The sequence below is a fragment of the Streptomyces sp. NPDC002817 genome (genome assembly GCF_053592055.1).
In genome coordinates, this window is sequence record NZ_JBSFUY010000028.1 from 92,669 (window position 1) to 110,789 (window position 18,121).

The window sequence follows — 18,121 nt, forward strand, 5'->3', positions numbered from 1 at the left end:
GGTCGCCCAGCCGCTACGGACGCAGCTCGACGGAGATGTGCGGCGACAGTGCACGAAGGAAGTCGGGCGCGTCGAAGATCTCGCCGGCGGAGGCGACCCCGACCGTCCTGGTCCGTCCGGTGAGGATGCGGTGGACCGCCTCGACCGCGAGCGGTGCGGTGACGGCGTAGATGTCCCGGCCCCTGGCCACGGCGCGGCGTTCGATGTCGCCGGAGCGTACGACGGCGTCGACGAGGAAGGTCTGGTCGGAACGTCCGCCGTCGTCGGTCGCGGTCGGTGCCGGTGTGTCGGACGCGGCGAGTTCCCTGGCCGCCTCGCTCGCCATGTGGGTGCTCACCTCGGGGATGGACAGATGGCTGGGGATGGTGACGACGTCGGCCATCGTGAACTCCCCCATGACGTCCCGGATGCCCATCGGCTCGGGGAAGTGCCACTTCAGAACCGTCGGCTGGTCGTCGTGGTACGCCAGCCGCCCCTTCGTGTAGCGCACGCGCTGTCCGCCCCGCCGGCCGTGGGAGACCGCGCCCGCGGCCCGTGTCCCGGCGGTGGGGTGCCAACTGCTCAGCCCGTAGGCGATGTGCGCCTCGTCGGCCGTCGTCCAGTCGCCCATCGCGGCGGTGGCCAGGAGGTCGCCGAGGCCACCGTAGAAGGCCATCGCGGGGACGATCACGGCTCTCGCCGCCCGGGCGCGGTCCGTGAAGTCGGTGAAGGTGTCGACGTTGGCCTCGATCTCGGCGGCCACGTCCACGTAGGGGATCCCGGCGCGCAGGGCCGCCTCGATCACGCGGGCCGCGGTGGTCGCGAAGGGGCCCGCGCTGTTGATCACGGCGTCCGCGCCGGCCAGGGCACGGTCGAGGGCGGCGGTGTCGTCGACGGACGCGGGCCGGACCTCGAGCCCGGGGAAGGCGGCGGCCAGCTCCCGCAGCTTGGCGGCGTCACGGCCGGAGAGCACCGGGACGAACCCCCGCTCCAGCAGGTGTGCCACCACGAAACGTCCGGTGTGCCCGTACGCGCCGTACACCGTCACCGTCTGAGTCGATCCCATGGTTTCTCTCCCCGTTGTCGTTCGGTCTGTTGAGAACATCCTCGCGAGAACGGGTGCCTCGGCGTGAGTGTCTGGAACGACGTGCCCCGTACACTTTCGGACATGACCTCTGTCGCTCTGGCCGTCACCGACGGGATGCTGCATTTCGAACTGTCCATGGCCTACGAGGTGTTCGGCTCCCGCCCGGACCAGGTGACCGTCCCCTGGTACGACGTGGTCGTCTGCGGGTCGCGGGCCGTCAGGGTCGGCCGGTTCCTGCTGGAGCCCGACCACCGTCTCGAGCATCTGGCCCGGGCCGACACCGTGATCGTCCCCGGCTGGGCGGACATCGACGTGGATCCGCCCGCCGCACTGGTCGACGCGGTGCGGGCGGCCCACGAGGCCGGAGCGCGCGTGGCCTCCCTGTGCACCGGAGCCTTCGTGCTGGCCGCCGCCGGCCTGCTGGACGGGAAGCGTGCGACCACGCACTGGGCGCACACCGAGGTGCTGTCCGCCTGCTATCCGAAGGTGGAGGTCGACCCGGACGTGCTCTACGTCGACAACGGCAGCGTGCTCACCTCCGCCGGAAAGGCCGCGGCGATGGACCTGTGCCTGCATCTGGTCCGGCTGGACCACGGCTCGACCGTCGCCAACACCGTCGCCCGCCGTCTGGTGGTGCCACCGCACCGGGCGGGCGGCCAGGCGCAGTTCGTCGCCGCCCCGGTGCCGACCCGCGACGACCATCCGCTCGGCGCGCTGCTCCCCTGGGTCGTCGAGCGGCTCGACCGACCGCTGACCGTGGAGGACCTGGCCCGTCAGGCACGGATGAGCTCACGCCACCTGGGCCGCCGGTTCCGGGAGACGACCGGCACCACCCCGCTCCAGTGGCTGCTGACCCAACGGATCCGCCGCGCCCAGGAGTTGCTGGAAGCCACCGACGACAGCGTCGACGCCATCGCGACCGCCACCGGCATGGGCACCGCCACGACCCTGCGCCGCCACTTCAACCGCACGATCGGCGTGCCCCCGGACACCTACCGCCGCACCTTCCGGGCACGGTCCGACGCGGGGGACGCCGTCGCGTGACGTCGGTCGAGGCCGGCGACGGGTCCGGGGGCGCCCGCTCAATGTGACTCGCGACTGACCTCGGACCCGCTGGAGCCGACCAGGAAGTCGAGGTCGGCCCCGGTGTCGGCCTGGAGGACGTGGTCGACGTAGAGCCGCTCCCAGCCGCGTCGGGGTGCGGCGAAACCGTCGACCGTGGCCCGGTCGGGCTTGCGGTCGGCGAGTTCGTCGGCCGGTACGTCGACGTCGATACGGCGGGCCTCGACGTCGAGGGTGATGAAGTCGCCCGTGCGCACCAGCCCCAGCGGACCGCCCGCCGCCGCTTCCGGGGCCACATGCAGGACGACCGTGCCGTACGCCGTGCCGCTCATCCGGCCGTCGCAGACGCGGACCATGTCGCGGACGCCCTGTTCGAGGAGTTTCTTCGGCAGCGGCATGTTGGAGACCTCGGGCATGCCCGGGTAGCCCTTGGGTCCGCAGCCGCGCAGCACGAGGACGGAGTCGGCGTCGACGTCCAGGTCGGGGTCGTCGACGCGGGCGTGGAAGTCCTCGATGGAGTCGAAGACGACGGCGCGGCCGCGATGGCGCAGCAGGTGCGGGGAGGCGGCGGCGGGTTTGACGAGGGCGCCGTCGGGGGCGAGGTTGCCGCGCAGGACGGCGATACCGCCCTCGGCGACGAGTGGTTCGGCGCGGGGGCGGATGACTTCGGCGTCCCAGACGGTGGCGTCGTCGAGGAAGCCGACCAGGGGTTCGCCGGTGACGGTCAGCGCGTCGGGGTCGAGCAGGTCGCGGACTTCGCGCAGGACGGCGAGGAGTCCGCCGGCGCGGTGGAAGTCCTCCATGAGGAAGCGGCCGGCGGGCTGGAGGTCCACCAGGACGGGGACGCGTGAGCCGATGCGGTCGAAGTCGTCGAGGGTCAGGTCGATGCCCAACCGGCCGGCGATCGCGAGGAGATGGACGACCGCGTTGGTCGAGCCACCCACCGCGGCCAGCGCCACGATCGCGTTGTGGAAGGACCCCTTGGTCAGGAAGGTGCCCGGCCGCCGGTCGGCGGCGACCATGTCCACGGCCAGCCGTCCGGTGTGGTGCGCGGCCTCCAGGAGGCGGCTGTCGGGGGCGGGGGTGCCGGCCACGCCGGGCAGTACCGTGCCCAGCGCCTCGGCGACCAGTGCCATCGTCGACGCGGTGCCCATGGTGTTGCAGTGTCCCCGGCTGCGGATCATCGAGGACTCGGAGCGGGTGAACTGCTCCTGGGAGAGCGTGCCCGCCCGGACCTCCTCCGACAGCTGCCACACCCCGGTGCCGCAGCCCAGCAGGCTGCCGCGGAAGGTGCCGTTGAGCATCGGGCCGCCGGGGACCACGACCGCGGGCAGGTCCACCGAGGCGGCGGCCATGAGCAGCGACGGGATCGTCTTGTCGCAGCCGCCCAACAGGACCACGCCGTCCAGGGGGTTGGCCCGCAGCATCTCCTCCGTGGCCATCGCGGCCATGTTGCGCCAGAGCATCGCGGTCGGCCGCACGTTCGTCTCGCCGAGCGACACGACCGGCAGGTCCAGCGGGATGCCGCCCGCCTCGTAGACGCCGTTGCGCACAGAGGCCGCGACCTCGTCGAGGTGTGCGTTGCAGGGGGTCAGGTCCGAGGCGGTGTTGGCAATGGCGATCTGGGGCCGCCCGGTGAAGGCGTCGGCGGGCACGCCCCGGCGCATCCACGCCCGGTGGATGTAGCCGTTGCGGTCCTGACCCGCGTACCACTGTGCGCTGCGGAGCCTCACCATGGAGTCCCTTCCAATAGTCGGTACGGCGGTCTACTGTTCGGAACGCGATGAAGCCTACGCAGACGTACGACGGACCGACAGACCCCGGCACGGACGGCGCAACCGGTGTCGACGGCAGTCGGCTTGTGGGTTCGGACCGGGTGCTCGCGGTCCTCAAGGAGCTCGCCCGCCATCCCGGGGGCGTGGGGCTGGAGGAGCTGACCCGGGTGATGGGCAGCCCCAAGCCGACCGTGCACCGGGCGCTGGGGGCACTGCGGCGGGCGGGGCTCGCCGACCAGGACCCGCGCGGCCGCTACATGCTGGGGGACGAGTTCCTGCGCATGGCGTTCGCCCACCACGAGGCACGGCCCGATCATGTCCGGGTCCGGCCCGTGCTCGACGCGCTGGCGGGCCGGTTCGGTGAGACGGCGCACTACGCGGTGCTCGACGGCCATGAGGTCGTCTACCGTGCCAAGGTCGACCCGCCCACCGGTGCCGTACGGCTCACGTCGACGATCGGCGGGCGCAACCCCGCTCACACCACGGCCGTCGGAAAGCTGCTGCTCGCGCGGGAGTTGACGTCCCTGGAGGAGGTCGAGGCGTGGGTCGGGGACTCTGACGGCCTGGACCGCCGTACGCCCCGGAGTCTGTGCGCGGCGGCCGAACTGCACCGTGAACTCGCGGCCACACGGGAGCGCGGATACGGCGTCGACGACCAGGAGAACGAGACCGGGGTCAACTGCCTTGCCCTGCCGGTCTATCTCACCTCCCCGACGGCCCCCTCCGGAGCCGTGAGCATCAGCGCGCTGGCCTACCGGACGCCGCTCGCCTCCCTGGTCGACGCGCTCGACGAGATCCGTGCCCTGCTGAACGAGCCGAACGGCTGAAGCCCCCACCACCCCTGGAGACAGCCCCGTGTACCTCATGCGCATCGGTGCCCCCGGCGCCGAGAAGCCCGTCGCCCGCGTCGACGACGAGACGTACGTCGACCTCTCCGACGTCGTCAGCGACTTCGACGAGACGTTCTTCGGTTCGGGCGGCCTGGACCGCATCCGTCCCGTCGTGGCCGAGCGGACGGCGGCGGGGCAGGTGTCCCGCTTCGCCGGGGAGCGCGTCGGCGCCCCCGTCGCACGTCCGCACCAGATCCTGTGCATCGGGCTCAACTACCGTGACCACGCCGCCGAGAGCGGCATGGCCGTGCCCGACGAGCCCATCCTGTTCACCAAGTCGCCCAACACGCTGATCGGGCCCCACGACGACGTGCGCATCCCGCGCGGTTCCACCAAGACCGACTGGGAGGTGGAGCTCGGCATCGTGATCGGCCGGCGCACGGGCTACCTGGACTCGGTGGCGGAGGCGCGCGACGCCATCGCCGGGTATGTGGTCGTCAACGACGTCAGCGAGCGCGGCTTCCAGCTGGAGCGCGGCGGGCAGTGGGCCAAGGGCAAGTCCGCGGAGACCTTCAACCCGGCGGGACCGTGGCTGGCCACGGCCGACGAGATCGATGACGTCCTCGCGCTGGACATGTGGCTGGATGTCAACGGGGTGCGGCGGCAGACCGGCAGCACCAAGACGATGGTCTTCGACCCCTACTTCATCGTCCACTACCTCAGCCAGTTCCTCGTCCTGGAACCCGGCGACCTCATCAACACCGGCACCCCGCCCGGCGTCGGCATGGGCCTCACCCCGCCCGTCTATCTCCAGCCGGGTGACGTGATGGAGCTGGGCATCAAGCAACTCGGCACGCAGCGCCAGCATGTGCTCGGGCCCCGGTGAACGGATCTCGATGCGCGCTTTCGTACTGACCGGTCCCGGCACCTACGAGGTCCAGGACCTCCCGGCGCCGGTGGCCGGACCCGGTGAGGTCGTCGTCGACGTCGAGCGGGTCGGCGTGTGCGGTACCGATGTGGAGTTCTTCACCGGTGAGATGGCCTATCTCCATCAGGGACACGCCGCCTATCCGATGCGCCTCGGCCACGAGTGGTCCGGCCGGGTCTCGGTGCTCGGCGACGGCGTCGACCCCGGCTGGCTGGGACGCCGGGTCATGGGCGACACGATGCTCGGCTGCGGCACCTGTCGTCGCTGTCTCCTGGGCCGCGGGCATGTCTGCGAGAAGCGGCAGGAGGTCGGCATCCGCGGGGCCCGGGCCGGGGCGCTGGCGGAGCGACTCGCCGTTCCCGCATCCTCGTTGCACGCCCTGCCCGACTCCGTCGACGCCGTACTCGGAGCGCTCGTGGAGCCGGGCGGAAACGCCCTGCGCGCCGCACAGGCCGCCGCGCCGCGCGCCGGTGACCGGGCCCTCGTGCTGGGCCCGGGGACGATCGGGCTGCTGGTCGCGATGTTCCTGCGGGCCGCCGGTGCCGAGGTGCACCTGATGGGGGTCACCGACAGCTCCCTCGCCTTCGCCCGCGACCTGGGCTTCGCGCACGTATGGACGGAAGGGACCGTGCCGGACCTGCCGTTCGACTCGGTCGTGGACGCCTCGACCGCTCCCCATCTCCCCAACCGCGCCCTGGAGTTGGTCGAGCCGGCGGGCCGCGTCGTCTACATCGGGCTGGCCGGCGAACCCGCCCGCCTCGACCATCGCACGCTCCTCCTCAAGGACGTGACGGCCGTGGGCGTCCTGTCCGCCTCCCCCGGGCTCGACGCGACGATCAAGGCCTACGCCGAGAGGTCGGTGGACCCCGGGCCGCTGGTCGCCGCGACCGTGGGGCTCGACGAGGTCGGACCGGTGCTCGCCGGGGAGCGTCCGGCGGGTGCCGGGCCGGGTCCGAAGATCCACGTCGACCCTCGGTACGGCCTCACGTCGCCGCATCACCGGTGACGCGCACGGCATGAACATCCCGTCACCGTGAGGGGCCGCACCCGTCGCGAGTGCGGCCCCTCACCGTGCGCGGCAGACGGTCGGCGGAGCCCTTCCTACACCTTCCTTCAACGGCGCAGTTTCACCTTGCTGATCGCGGCGACGCCGATGGCCGCGAGGGCGATCTGGATGAGCCACTCGACCCAGTCGACGCCCTCGGTGTCGGCGACGTCCAGGCCTGAGGCGATGCCGGTTCCGATGAACGCGGCGACGATGCCGACCACGATCGTCCACAGGATGCCGATGCGCTGACGACCGGGAATGACGAGCCGGCCGAGCACACCGATCACGATGCCGATCACGATCGCGCTGATGACGCCTGAAATCTCCATGAGCGGTTTGCCACCCCTCACTCGTTGGTGACATGCGAGTGCCCGTTCGAGTCGATGCCACGCAGATCCCTTTCACGGCTTCCCGATCGGACGCGAAATCGGCTGCGGACAGGGCCGGTCAAGGCATACCGTCCGGCTGTGCGCTGATCTCCCGGGCGGCGGCCGAGTGCCGCCGCGGACGGTACGGGCGCCCCGGCTGCGGGGCCGCCCCCACACCCATGCCGCCGGCCTTCCTGGAGATCACCCCATGACCGCTCGACACTCCCTCACCTACGACTCCTTCGTGACGCTCGCCCTCGCCGACCCCGCCGTCGTCGGCCTGGTCCTCAAGGGCTCCCGCGCCCATGAGGGCATGGTCACCGAGCACTCCGACCACGACCTGTACGTCGTTCTCGCCGATGCCGCGACCACGGATCTCACCCGGTTCCAGGGCTACCGCACCACCGGGCTCGATCTCGTCGTCATCCCGCTCACCGCGTTCCGCACAGCCGGCATGCCCGGCTTCGAGCGCTACGCCCTCGCCCGCGCCCAGGTCGTGCTCGACCGGCTGGACGGCGGCATCGCCCGGATCCTGGCCGACAAGGCACGCCTGGACCCCGACGAGGCATACCGGGACGCCGGTGACTGGCTCGACGCCTATGCCAACTCCCTCTACCGGTCCGTCAAGAACGCGCGCGACGGCCACGGCCTCGCCGCCCGACTCGACGCCGCCGACAGCGTGCGGTTCCTGCTGGAGCTGCTCTTCGCCCTCGACCGCCGCCCCCGTCCCTACAACAAGTATCTGGAGTGGGAACTCGCCCGCCGTCCGCTGCCCGGCTGGGACACCGGCCTGCTCCTCGACACCGTGGACCGCATCGCGCGGACCGGCGACGTGACCCTGCAACGCCGCCTCTTCACCCGCGTCGAGTCGGCGGCCCGGCAGGCCGGGCACGGGGCGGTGCTGGACGCCTGGGGAGCGGACCTCGACCTGATGCGCCCGAGGTGACCGACCTGCCGCCGTCTCACTCGTTGTGCAGCACCTCCGCGACCGTCAGGCGGGCCGCCCGGCGTGCCGGGACGAACGCGCCCAGGACCGCTATCGCGAGGCCCGCGAGGGCGAGGCCGGTCAGGGCCGGGGCGTGCCAGACGTCCGTCATGTACGAGGGCAGGGTGATGTCGACCGCGTCCGCCATGCGCGGCACCACCAGGTGGTGGCCCACGATGCCGAGCGGGATGCCGAGGAGGGAGCCGAGGGCGCCGAGTACCGCCATCGACGTCACGGTCATCACCGTGACCTGGCGTGGTGTCATGCCGATGGATTTGAGCATGCCCAGGTCGCGGCGGCGGTCGCGGGTGTTGAGGACGACGGTGTTGAAGACGCCGAGGGACGCGACCACGGCGAGCATCAGGGTGAGTGCCGTCGCGGAGCCGACGATGGTCTGGGTGACGGCATTGGAGCCCTGCACGGTCGGGTTGACCCCGGCGTCGGCGGCTCGGGCAGCGCGGGCGTAGGCGGCCGGGTCGGCACCCTCGCGGAGCTTGACGTGGTAGGCGATCGGCTTCTCCTTGGGGGCCAGGGCCGTGAAGGTCGCCAAGTCGGCGACGACCAGCCGGGCGTTGCTCTCCATGAACTCCCCGACGACGAGCACCCTTTCGCCCCGGCCGCCCTTCTCCAGTCGCAGCCGGTCGCCGACGCGCAGAGCGTTCTTGCGCAGGAAGGCCGAGCCGGCGACGATCTCCCCCGCGTGCCGCGTCCACCGGCCCTGGGTGAGCACGCTGTCCAGTCGCGGCCGATCCCCCCGACGGGCTTCGAGCCACACGGTGTCCCCGGAGGCCGCCGCTCGGACCTCGACATCCGCCCGGGCGGTGACCTCGCGTGCGCCGGGCAGTGCGTGCAGGAGCGACTGCAGTTCGAGATCGTCGTGTCGCGGCTGGATCTCCTTGCCGTCCTTGAAGGCACCGACGTAGACCGTGACCTGGTAGGCGTCCCGGCCCGCGTTCCCGAACCGGTCCATCGTGGTGGCCAGGCCGGTCGCGAACGTCACGGTGGTCACGCCGAGGATGACGGCGGCGAGCGTGAGCGCGCTGCGCCCCGGCCGGGCGAACGGCAGCCCCAACCCCAGGCTCACCGAGCGCGGCAGTGCGCTGCCCGCCAGTCTGCGCTGGATGCGCAGGGCCCGGCCGGCGCGGGGCGCGCTGCCCGCACTGATCGCCCGCGCCGCGGGCAGCCGGTGTGCGCGCGCGGCGGGGGCGAGTGCGGCGAGCAGACATACGGCGGGCATGCCCAGCAGGGCGAGGACGTTCAGCCAGGGCGCGATCGAGGCACTGTCGTGGAACACACCGGCGTCGGGCCCGGAGAAGACGAACTCGAAGAAGGGCCGCGCCGCCAGGTTGCCCGCGAGGGTGCCCAGCGCGCAGCCGAGGACGGCGGGTACGGAGATCATCGTGAGGTAGACGGCGACGACCTGCCCCGGCGTGAAACCGATCGCCTTGAGCACACCGATGTGCCGGAACCCGGAGATCACCGCGCCGCTGACCACGTTGGCGACGATGAGCACGGCCACCACGATGCCGAGGATGCCGAAGGCCATCAGGTAGGGGGCGTAGGCGCGGGCCGAACTCCCGATCCTGTCCTTGAGGGTGAGAGAGGACCGCGAGGCGGTCAGCGCGTCCGCCGGGAGCCCTGCGGTCGCGGTGGCCAGCTGCTCGCGGAGCCGGTTCTCCGAGGAGGCGTCCGTGAAGCGGAACAGCATCTGGGTGGCCGTGGGGTGCAGCGCCCCGATCTGCTCGGGTGCGACCCAGGCGTGCGCGGTGCGGCTCAGATCGAATGCCATCCCGACGATGGTCAGGGTGGGGCCCTCGGGCACCTTCAGCTGCTTGCCCAGGTCGTCCGCCGACCAGTTCGGGTCCCGGTTGATGACGATCTCACCGGGCTCGGTGGCCCAGCGTCCCGCCCACACGTTCAGCCGGTCCACCGGTCCTGCGGGGTCGGCGCGGCCCACGACGGTGAGCTCGCTGCCGAGCCCGTAGTTCATGCTCTCCCGCGGCAGCTCGACCGTGGCTTGGGCAAACGGTCCGGCGGCGGCCGTCACGCCCGGTCGGTGGGCCGCCTGCGCGAGTTGCGCGTTCGTCGCCCGGGCGGGGTCGAAGGCGGCGACGACATGCGGGCCGCGCTGCTTGTCGAAGGCCTTGTCGAACGGGGCGGAGGCAGCGTCGACCAGACCGAGCGCCACCACGATGGCCGCCGTCGAGGTGAGGGTCACCAGGGCGATGACGAGGGTCTGGAGTCGGCGCCGCCGTACTGCCGCGCGCGCGGCGCGCCACACGGCCCTCATGCCGACGGCTCCAGGGTGTGCTCGCCGGTGAGCCGGCCGTCGGCCACTTCCACGAGCCTGCTGGCGCAGCGCCGGGCGAGGTGTTCGTCGTGGGTGACGAGGATCAGCGTCTGGCCGATCTGGTTGAGGTCGAGCAGCAGGTCCATCACCTGTTCCCCGGAGCGGCTGTCCAGGGCGCCGGTCGGCTCGTCGGCGAGCAGCAGGGCGGGGCGGTTCATCAACGCCCGTGCCACGGCGACACGTTGGCGCTCGCCGCCGCTGAGGACCGCCGGGTAGGCGTTGCGGCGGTCGGCGATGCCGAGTTCGTCGAAGAGTTCCAGCGCACGGCGGCGGGCCTGCCGGGCCGGGGTGCCGGTCAGCTGGGCGGCCAGGGCGACGTTGTCGAGGGCCGACAGGTCGTCGATCAGATTGAAGAACTGGAAGATCATGCCGATACGGCGGCGCCGGTACAGGGCGAGCCCCTTCTCGCTCAACTCCCCCACGTTCTCCCCGTGGACGACGACGGTGCCGCCGGTCGGCCGGTCGAGGCCGGCGATCATGTTGAGCAGGGTGGACTTGCCGCACCCCGAGGGCCCCATCACCGCGACGGCCTCCCCCGCCCGGATCTCCAGCGACACTCCGTCCAGTGCCGTCGTCTCGCCGTACTCCTTGCGCACACCGTCGAGTCGTACGACGGCCTCTGTGCTGCTGACCTCGGTAACCATGCACAGGACGCTAGGCGCCGGACCGGGGCCGCGACATCCCTCCTCGGATGGCACCTCGGCGCCCACTTCATCCTGGGGATGCAGGCTCCTGCATCCCCAGGCCGATGCGGACCCGGTGATCGTCTGCCATGGTGACTTCCGTGGGGGAATGGGAACCGGACGGGCTGACAGCGGCGTTGGGAGCGGCGTGCGCGGCCGTGCTGTGTCTGACCGTGGCGCTGGTGCGTATGCGGCGGCGCTGGCAGGCGGCCGTCGGGGAACGCGGCTGGCTGCTGGAGCGGGAGCGCGAGAGCGCCTCGCAGGCCGCCGTCGCGGCCGAACGCGACCGTATCGCCCGCGAGTTGCACGACATCGTCAGTCACAACGTCAGCCTCATGGTGGTCCAGGCCGGGGCGGCCCGCGAGGTGCTGGCCACGATGCCGGACGAGGCCGTGACGGCTCTGCGGGCCGTGGAGGACGCGGGGCGGGGCGCGATGACCGATCTACGGCATCTCCTGGGGCTGTTGGCACCTTCGCAGAGCGGCGAGGACACGGACGAGGACACCCCGGCGGACGCCGTTGCGGACCTGTCCCCCCAGCCCGGCCTCGACCGTCTGGGTCAACTGGTGGACCGTGTCTCCTTCGCGGGGCTGCCCGTCGAGGTCCGCGTCTCCGGGGAACCGCGCCCGCTCCCGCAGGGCATCGACGTGACCGCGTACCGCATCGTCCAGGAGGCGCTGACCAACGCGCTCCGGCACGGTGACGGCGGCAAGGCCGAGGTGACCGTGCGCTACGCCGACCACGCGCTGCGCGTGGAGGTGCTCAACACCGGCCCGAGCGTGCTGACCGGCGCCCCGCCCGCACGGACGACGCGAGGACACCGGGAGGGCACCGGCCGCGGACTGCTGGGCCTGCGCGAGCGGGTCGCGGTGTACGGCGGCGACCTGGACGCCAGGCGTCGGCTCGGGGGCGGCTACCGGGTCCGGGCGCGCATCCCTCTGGACCCGTCGTGACGGCGGCCCCGGACGGGCGGGCGCCCCGGGTGCTCGTCGCCGACGACCAGACACTGATCCGGACCGGCTTCCGGCTGATCCTGACCGCGCGCGGCATCGACGTGGTCGGCGAGGCGGCCGACGGCGCGGAGGCGGTCGCGAGGGCACGCGAACTGAAGCCCGACGTCGTCCTGATGGACATCCGTATGCCGGTGATGGACGGCCTGGAGGCCACCCGCCTGATCCTCCGTCAGGCGCCGGAGTGCCGGGTGCTGATCCTGACCACCTTCGACCTGGACCGCTACGTCTATACGGCGCTGTCGCTCGGGGCCAGCGGCTTCCTGCTGAAGGACGTCACTCCCGAGCACCTGGCGGCGGCCGTACGGCTGGTCGACACGGGTGACGCCCTGCTGGCCCCGTCCATCACCCGACGTCTGGTCGAGCGCTTCGCCTCGAGCGCCGCGCACTCCCCCGCCGTACCCGCCGACCTCTCGGCCCTGACACCCCGCGAGCTGGAGGTCCTGGCGCTGCTGGGCCGCGGCCTGTCCAACACCGAGCTCGCCGCCGAACTGACCCTCAGCGAAGCCACGGTGAAGTCCCATGTGGCCCGCATCTTCGCCAAGCTGACCCTGCGCGACCGCGCCCAGGCCGTCGTGCTGGCGTACGAGACCGGGCTGGTCAGACCGGGCGGCGCCGACACGGGCGGGTCCTCCGGCCGGTAAACCCCGTGTCACTGGCGGGCGGCTCGTACGAGGGCGTCGAAGAGGCCCTGTTGGGCGGGGTCCTCGTGGGCGGTGTCCTCGGGGTGCCACTGGACGGCGGTGAACCACCCCTGCGCGCGGGGGAGTTCGAGTCCTTCCACGGTGCCGTCGGCGGCGCGTGCGGTGACCGCCAGTCCCGCACCGAGGCGGTCGACGCGCTGGTGGTGGTAGCAGGACGCCTCCACCTTCTGCACCCACGTGGCCCGCTCCAGCAGGGTGCCCCGCTGGACGGCCACCGGGTGGACGACGTGCCGGTGTTCGCCGTCGGGGCCGCCCATGTCCTGCTCCAGGGTGCCGCCGAGGGCGACGTTGACGACCTGGAGGCCGCGGCAGACCGCGAGCAGGGGCAGGCCCAGGTCCACTGTGTGCCGGGCGACTTCGAGGTCGAAGGCGTCCTGCACCTCGTCCACGTCGTAGACGCTGTCGTGGACTCCTCGTGCCCCGTAGCGGTGCGGGGCGAGGTCTCCGCCGCCCGGGAGCAGGACGCCGTCGAAGCGGGTGAGGCGCTCGGCCACGTCCGTGGCGGCGGGGTGGATGCCCGCCGGTTCGCCGCCGGCCCGCCAGACGGCCTCGATCAGGGCGCGGGCATTGACCTCGGCGGCGTATCGCAGGGCGGAGGTGGTGGCGGAGAAGCGGGCGGGGATCGCTATCAGGGGTCGGCTCACAGCTGGATCCAGGTGGTCTTCAGTTCGGTGTACTTCTCGATGGCGTGGACGGACTTGTCGCGGCCGTTGCCGGACTGCTTCATGCCGCCGAAGGGGACGGTGAGGTCTCCCTCCTCGTAGCAGTTGACCCAGACCGTGCCCGCCCTGAGGGCGCGGGAGACCTGGTGGGCGGTGGACAGGTCGGAGGTCCACAGGCCGGCCGCGAGGCCGTACTCGGTGGCGTTGGCCAGTCGTACGGCCTCGTCCAGGTCGTCGAAGGTGAGGACGGAGAGCACCGGGCCGAAGATCTCCTCGCGGGCCAGCCGCATGCCGGGATCCACCCCGTCGAAGACTGTGGGCGCCAGATAGCTGCCGCCTGTGTCGGTCAGGGTGCGTGCGCCGCCGGTGCGCAGCCGTGCGCCCTCGTCGAGGCCGGTGCCGATGTGGTCGAGGACGCGCTCCAGGTGGCTCTCGCCCACCAGCGCGCCCATCTCGGTCGCCGGATCGAGCGGGTCGCCGACCCGCAGTTCCCGGGCCCGGGCCACGATCGCCTCGGTGACGCGTTCGGCGATCGAGGAGTGCACCAGCAGCCGGGACGGGGCGGTGCACATCTCGCCCTGGTTGAAGAAGATGCCCCAGGCCGCGGTGGCGGCGGCCTTCTCCAGGTCGGGGGCGTCGGGAAGGATGATGTTGGGTGACTTCCCGCCGAGTTCGAGCCAGACGCGCTTGAGGTTGGAGTCGGCGGCGTAGTGCAGGAAGTGGCGGCCCACCGCGGTGGAACCGGTGAAGGCGAGGACGTCGACGTCGGGGTGGAGGCCGAGGGCGCGGCCGGTGACGGGGCCGTCGCCGTTGACGACGTTGAGCACGCCGGGCGGCAGTCCGGCCTCGGTCGCGATCCGGGCCAGCAACAGGGCGGAGAGCGGGGAGTTCTCCGAGGGCTTCAGGACGACCGTGCAGCCGGCCGCCAGTGCCGGGGCGACCTTCCAACCGGCCAGTGTGAGCGGGAAGTTCCAGGGCACGACCGCGCCGACGACCCCGGCCGGCTCCCGGGTGACCAGAGCGAGGGCGTCGGGCGCGGTGTGCGGGGACTCGTCGGTCAGCTTGTCGGCCAACTGCCCGTACCAGCGGAAGGTGTTGATGACGGCGCGCAGTTCGATCTCATGGGCGTCGGTGATGGGCTTGCCCATCTCCAGGCTGACGGTGAGTGCCAGTTCCTCGCGTCGCTCCTGGAGCAGATCGGCGATCCGGATCAGCATCCGGCCCCGCTCGGCGGGTGCCAGGCGCGGCCACGGGCCGGTGTCGAAGGCGCGGCGGGCGGCCGCCACGGCCGCGTCCACCTCGGCGACACCCCCGTCGGCGACCCGGGTCAGGACCTGGCCGTCGCGGGGCGAGACGGCGGCGAAGGCCGCCCCCGATCCGGCCTCGTCGGCGCCGTCGATGTGATGCGCGCCGGACAGGTCCAGGGACTTGGCGCGGCGCTGCCATTCCTCGTGGGTGATGGCCGGCATGCGGTGACCTCCAGAGTAATTATTTGACTCCAAACGATATGATGGCCGCGGAGCCTCCACAAGGGCTCACGGGATCGATCCGGCAGGTCCGCGGGGACCGGGGAAGGAGCACACCGTGCGCGCACTCGTCGTCCGGCACGAACACCTCACGGAACCCGGCGAGGTCGGCGCGCGGCTGACCGAGCGCGGATACGACCTCACGGTCCTGACCGTCGTACCGGAATCGCGCCACCACGCCCCGGACGTGCCCTTCGACTTCCCCGACGCGGACGACTGGGACCTGATCGTGTCCCTGGGCGCGCCGTGGTCGGTGTACGACGAGGACGCCATAGGCAGCTGGATCGGCGGCGAACTCGCCCTGCTGCGCAAGGCCCACCACCTCGGTGTCCCGGTGCTCGGCATCTGCTTCGGCGCACAGGCGCTCACCACCGCGCTCGGGGGTTCGGTCGAGGCGTCACCGCGCTCGGAGATCGGCTGGGTGGAGGTGGAGACGGACGATCCCTCCCTGGTGGGGCGCGGCCCTTGGTTCCAGTGGCACCACGACCGCTGCCTGCTGCCGCCCGGGGCCGTGGAGGTGGCACGCAACCCGGTGTGCGCGCAGGCGTTCCGGGTCGGGCGCAGCCTGGGAGTGCAGTTCCATCCGGAGATCACCACCGGGACGGTGCGTGGCTGGCTGGACAACGGCGGCGCGGAGCAGTGCGTACGACATGGAAGGGACCCGGAGGAACTCCTGGCCCGCAGCCGGGTGTTGGAGCCGGCCGCGCGGGCGGGCGCCCGGCGGCTGGTCGACGGCTTCCTCGCCCGGGTGGCGGGCGCGGCCGGCTGAGGTCGTCGCGCGGACCGTGGATCGGGTACGGCCGACCGCGGCTCCTGGGGAGGGGAACCGGGCCGGCCGCACCGCGGGGTGGTGGCCTCAGACAGCGGCCGTCGCCCTGTCGCGCGTCACGCGGGCGGCGACGACGCCGAGGATCAGGACCGCCGGGACGGCGAGCTCCAGCCAGGTCGCCGTGGTCGAGTCACCGCCGATGAGGGTCGTGAAGTTGGCCAGGATCAGCCAGATGGCACCGGCGATGCCGAGCGCGCCCAGCACGGGGGCGATCAGCGTGTTCCAGGGGCGGGTGTCGAGCCGCTCGCGGCGGAAGAACACGATCACCGACACGGAGGTCAGGAAGTACAGGAGCATGATCGCCAGCACGGCCACCCCGCTGAACCACGAGAAGAGGCTCAGCACCGGGTCCTTGCCCAGCAGGGCGAAGGGCATGACGAACAGCACGGCGAGAACGGTCTGCACACCGCCCGCCGCCCACGGGGAGTGGCGGCGGTTGATCGCGCAGAGCTTGCGCGGCAGCAGGCCGTCGCGCCCCAGGGAGAACAGGTAGCGATTGGCGGAGTTGTGGAAGGCGAGGATGCCGGCGAACAGCGAGGTCGCCAGCAGGATCGGCCCTACGTCCGCGACCCAGTCGCCGAACTGCGCGGTGATCGGCGCGAAGACCCAGCCGGTGGCGTCCCCGCTCTCCAGCGCCCTTCCCGCCTCGGCCGTGGCCCGGGAGGCGCCGTGGGCGGAGACCAGCATCCACGAGGTGAAGGCGAAGAAGCCGCTCACCACGACGACGGAGAGATACGTGGCCCGCGGCACGGTCCTGCGGGGCTCGCGCGCCTCCTCGCCGTAGATGGCGGTGGCCTCGAAGCCGAACATGGACGCCACGGCGAACATCAGGGCCACTCCCGGCGCCCCTTGCAGAGCCGCGCCCGGCGAGAAGCTGTCGGTGAAGCCCAGCCCTTCGGGCCCGCCGCCCTTGAAGAGGGTGACCAGGGCGAAGGCGATCAGGATGCTGAACTCGGCCAGCACGAACACGGCCAGCAGCTTGGCGCCCATCTCGATCCCGGCCGTGCCGAGGACCTGGACGATCACCATGGTGACCAGGACCCACACCCACCACGCGACGTTCAGGCCGGTGTAGTGGTCGACCAGACCGCTGACGATGGAGCCGTACAGCCCGTACATCGCGGCCTGGATCGCACAGTAGGCGAAGAGCGCGACGCCGGCGCTGCCGGAGCCCGCGGGGCGGCCGAGCCCTCTGCCGATGTACGTGTAGAAGGCGCCGGCGTCCACGACGTGGCGCCCCATGGCGACGAAGCCGACCGAGAACAGCAGGACCACGACACCGGCCCCGATGTAGGCGGCCGGCACCCCGGGGCCGTTGCCGATGGCCACGGCGATGGGTACGGCGCCGGCGATGCCGGTCAGCGGCGCCTGCGCGGAGAGGACGAAGAAGAGAATGCCCAGCACGCCGAGGGAGTTGGGCTTGAGCCGGCCTGCGGTGGGCTCGTCCTGCACGGTCTGTTGTGACCGGACCGTTTGACTGTCCACACGGATCACCTGCCAGAAAGGGGGAGAGTCGGATTGTTTCGAGCCAAACGAGTTGCCTCATAGTGGTGCGGAACTATCCACCTGGCAAGGGGTTGGGAGATGATTTTTCCGGAACGAGACGAGGCCCCGGACGCAACGCGTCCGGGGCCTCGCAAAGCACGGGTCAGGCCTGGCCGTCGGCCTTCCCGCCATCGGCTTCCAGCAGCCGCAACAGGGTGCGGAGCTGCTCCAGGGCGGCGTCGGTGACCTCGGGCTCGTCGAAGACGAGCTGGTGCAGCACCAGGCCGTCCAGTGCGGCGAAGACCAGCCGGGTCAGCGCCTTGTCCGCGCCGGAGGGCAGCATCCGGCCGAGTTCACGCTGCGTGGCGTCGAAGTACTCGTCGTACAGCGCCCGCAGCTGCGGCAGCAGCTCCGGGCGACGGCGGGACTCCAGCAGCAGCTCGTACTGGAACGCCTGGGTGCCCGGATCCGCCGTGACCATCCGGGAGAGCCCGCTCGAGAAGTCCGCGACCCTGCCGGTGCCCGGCTCTAGGTCACTGGTGTTCAACGAGGTACGGATCGTGTGGGCGAGGGCCTCCTCGATCAGCGCGTCACGCGACCCGAAATGGTGCACGACCAGCCCGTGGGTGACCCCCGCCTCCTCCGCGACCGCCCGATAGGTGAGCTTGCGCAGCCCGCCCCGCGCCACCACCCGCACGGCGGCGTTGAGCAGGGCCTCGCGCCCCTCGCCGTAGTGCGGACGCTTGCGTGCCCTTCGGCTCTTCGGGACGTCGGCGGAATCGGTCATGCGGGTGACCCTACCTGCACACT

Annotated in this window: 17 protein-coding genes; 8 read left to right on the plus strand and 9 right to left on the minus strand. The window is 71.9% G+C overall.

What is annotated here, in order from left to right; genetic code table 11:
• Positions 1 to 13: 13 nt before the first annotated feature.
• A complete protein-coding gene (locus ACWD3I_RS37055; protein ID WP_365396697.1) occupies positions 14 to 1,045 on the minus strand; it encodes a saccharopine dehydrogenase family protein in 1,032 nt (343 codons plus the stop codon).
• A gap of 102 nt (positions 1,046 to 1,147) precedes the next feature.
• Here ACWD3I_RS37055 and ACWD3I_RS37060 point away from each other — a divergent pair, with 102 nt between their 5' ends.
• Positions 1,148 to 2,110, plus strand: coding sequence for a helix-turn-helix domain-containing protein (locus tag ACWD3I_RS37060; RefSeq protein ID WP_365396694.1), 963 nt, complete (start codon positions 1,148 to 1,150; stop codon positions 2,108 to 2,110).
• A 38-nt stretch (positions 2,111 to 2,148) separates the two neighbouring features.
• Here the strand turns inward: ACWD3I_RS37060 and ACWD3I_RS37065 are convergent, their stop codons facing one another.
• A complete protein-coding gene (locus ACWD3I_RS37065) occupies positions 2,149 to 3,864 on the minus strand; it encodes an IlvD/Edd family dehydratase (protein ID WP_365396692.1) in 1,716 nt (571 codons plus the stop codon).
• Between the two features lie 47 nt (positions 3,865 to 3,911).
• On the opposite strand from ACWD3I_RS37065, the gene ACWD3I_RS37070 reads away from it, so the two are divergent.
• The 3 genes from ACWD3I_RS37070 to ACWD3I_RS37080 are packed head-to-tail and all read left to right on the plus strand — an operon-like array spanning position 3,912 to position 6,667.
• Positions 3,912 to 4,730, plus strand: a complete 819-nt coding sequence (locus ACWD3I_RS37070) for an IclR family transcriptional regulator (protein WP_365396689.1) — start codon at positions 3,912 to 3,914, stop codon at positions 4,728 to 4,730.
• A gap of 28 nt (positions 4,731 to 4,758) precedes the next feature.
• Entirely contained in the window at positions 4,759 to 5,619 is an 861-nt protein-coding gene (locus ACWD3I_RS37075) for a fumarylacetoacetate hydrolase family protein (RefSeq protein WP_365396686.1), read from the plus strand.
• Between the two features lie 10 nt (positions 5,620 to 5,629).
• Positions 5,630 to 6,667, plus strand: a complete 1,038-nt coding sequence (locus ACWD3I_RS37080) for a zinc-dependent alcohol dehydrogenase (RefSeq protein WP_365396683.1) — start codon at positions 5,630 to 5,632, stop codon at positions 6,665 to 6,667.
• Between the two features lie 107 nt (positions 6,668 to 6,774).
• Here the strand turns inward: ACWD3I_RS37080 and ACWD3I_RS37085 are convergent, their stop codons facing one another.
• A complete protein-coding gene (locus ACWD3I_RS37085) occupies positions 6,775 to 7,038 on the minus strand; it encodes a GlsB/YeaQ/YmgE family stress response membrane protein (protein ID WP_365396680.1) in 264 nt (87 codons plus the stop codon).
• Between the two features lie 247 nt (positions 7,039 to 7,285).
• On the opposite strand from ACWD3I_RS37085, the gene ACWD3I_RS37090 reads away from it, so the two are divergent.
• Positions 7,286 to 8,023: a hypothetical protein gene (locus tag ACWD3I_RS37090; protein ID WP_365396677.1), complete on the plus strand. Its 738-nt coding sequence runs from the start codon at positions 7,286 to 7,288 to the stop codon at positions 8,021 to 8,023.
• A 16-nt stretch (positions 8,024 to 8,039) separates the two neighbouring features.
• Here ACWD3I_RS37090 and ACWD3I_RS37095 read toward each other — a convergent pair whose 3' ends face one another.
• Together ACWD3I_RS37095 and ACWD3I_RS37100 are read right to left on the minus strand one after the other, a co-directional pair.
• Positions 8,040 to 10,352: an ABC transporter permease gene (locus ACWD3I_RS37095; protein ID WP_365396674.1), complete on the minus strand. Its 2,313-nt coding sequence runs from the start codon at positions 10,350 to 10,352 to the stop codon at positions 8,040 to 8,042.
• A complete protein-coding gene (locus tag ACWD3I_RS37100) occupies positions 10,349 to 11,056 on the minus strand; it encodes an ABC transporter ATP-binding protein (RefSeq protein WP_266884122.1) in 708 nt (235 codons plus the stop codon). Before ACWD3I_RS37100 ends, ACWD3I_RS37095 begins: the two co-directional genes overlap by 4 nt.
• Before the next feature lie 140 nt (positions 11,057 to 11,196).
• Between ACWD3I_RS37100 and ACWD3I_RS37105 the strand changes: the two genes are divergently transcribed.
• A complete protein-coding gene (locus ACWD3I_RS37105; RefSeq protein WP_365396671.1) occupies positions 11,197 to 12,048 on the plus strand; it encodes a sensor histidine kinase in 852 nt (283 codons plus the stop codon).
• A complete protein-coding gene (locus tag ACWD3I_RS37110) occupies positions 12,045 to 12,749 on the plus strand; it encodes a response regulator transcription factor (RefSeq protein ID WP_365396669.1) in 705 nt (234 codons plus the stop codon). The genes ACWD3I_RS37105 and ACWD3I_RS37110 overlap by 4 nt, the downstream gene beginning before the upstream one ends.
• An 8-nt stretch (positions 12,750 to 12,757) precedes the next feature.
• Here the strand turns inward: ACWD3I_RS37110 and ACWD3I_RS37115 are convergent, their stop codons facing one another.
• Positions 12,758 to 13,453 (minus strand): gamma-glutamyl-gamma-aminobutyrate hydrolase family protein, encoded by a 696-nt coding sequence (locus ACWD3I_RS37115; RefSeq protein ID WP_365396666.1) that lies wholly within the window; start codon positions 13,451 to 13,453, stop codon positions 12,758 to 12,760.
• Positions 13,450 to 14,940, minus strand: a complete 1,491-nt coding sequence (locus ACWD3I_RS37120; protein ID WP_365396663.1) for an aldehyde dehydrogenase — start codon at positions 14,938 to 14,940, stop codon at positions 13,450 to 13,452. The genes ACWD3I_RS37115 and ACWD3I_RS37120 overlap by 4 nt, the downstream gene beginning before the upstream one ends.
• A gap of 115 nt (positions 14,941 to 15,055) precedes the next feature.
• Between ACWD3I_RS37120 and ACWD3I_RS37125 the strand changes: the two genes are divergently transcribed.
• On the plus strand, positions 15,056 to 15,766 hold the full coding sequence (locus ACWD3I_RS37125; protein WP_365396661.1) for a type 1 glutamine amidotransferase: 711 nt from the start codon (positions 15,056 to 15,058) through the stop codon (positions 15,764 to 15,766).
• Positions 15,767 to 15,853: 87 nt separating this feature from the next.
• On the opposite strand, the gene ACWD3I_RS37130 is transcribed toward ACWD3I_RS37125, so the two are convergent.
• Positions 15,854 to 17,311 carry an APC family permease gene (locus ACWD3I_RS37130; RefSeq protein ID WP_365396658.1) on the minus strand — a complete coding sequence of 486 codons (1,458 nt, stop codon included), beginning with the start codon at positions 17,309 to 17,311 and terminating at the stop codon, positions 15,854 to 15,856.
• A 163-nt stretch (positions 17,312 to 17,474) separates the two neighbouring features.
• Positions 17,475 to 18,098 carry a TetR/AcrR family transcriptional regulator gene (locus ACWD3I_RS37135; RefSeq protein ID WP_365396655.1) on the minus strand — a complete coding sequence of 208 codons (624 nt, stop codon included), beginning with the start codon at positions 18,096 to 18,098 and terminating at the stop codon, positions 17,475 to 17,477.
• Positions 18,099 to 18,121 lie beyond the last annotated feature (23 nt).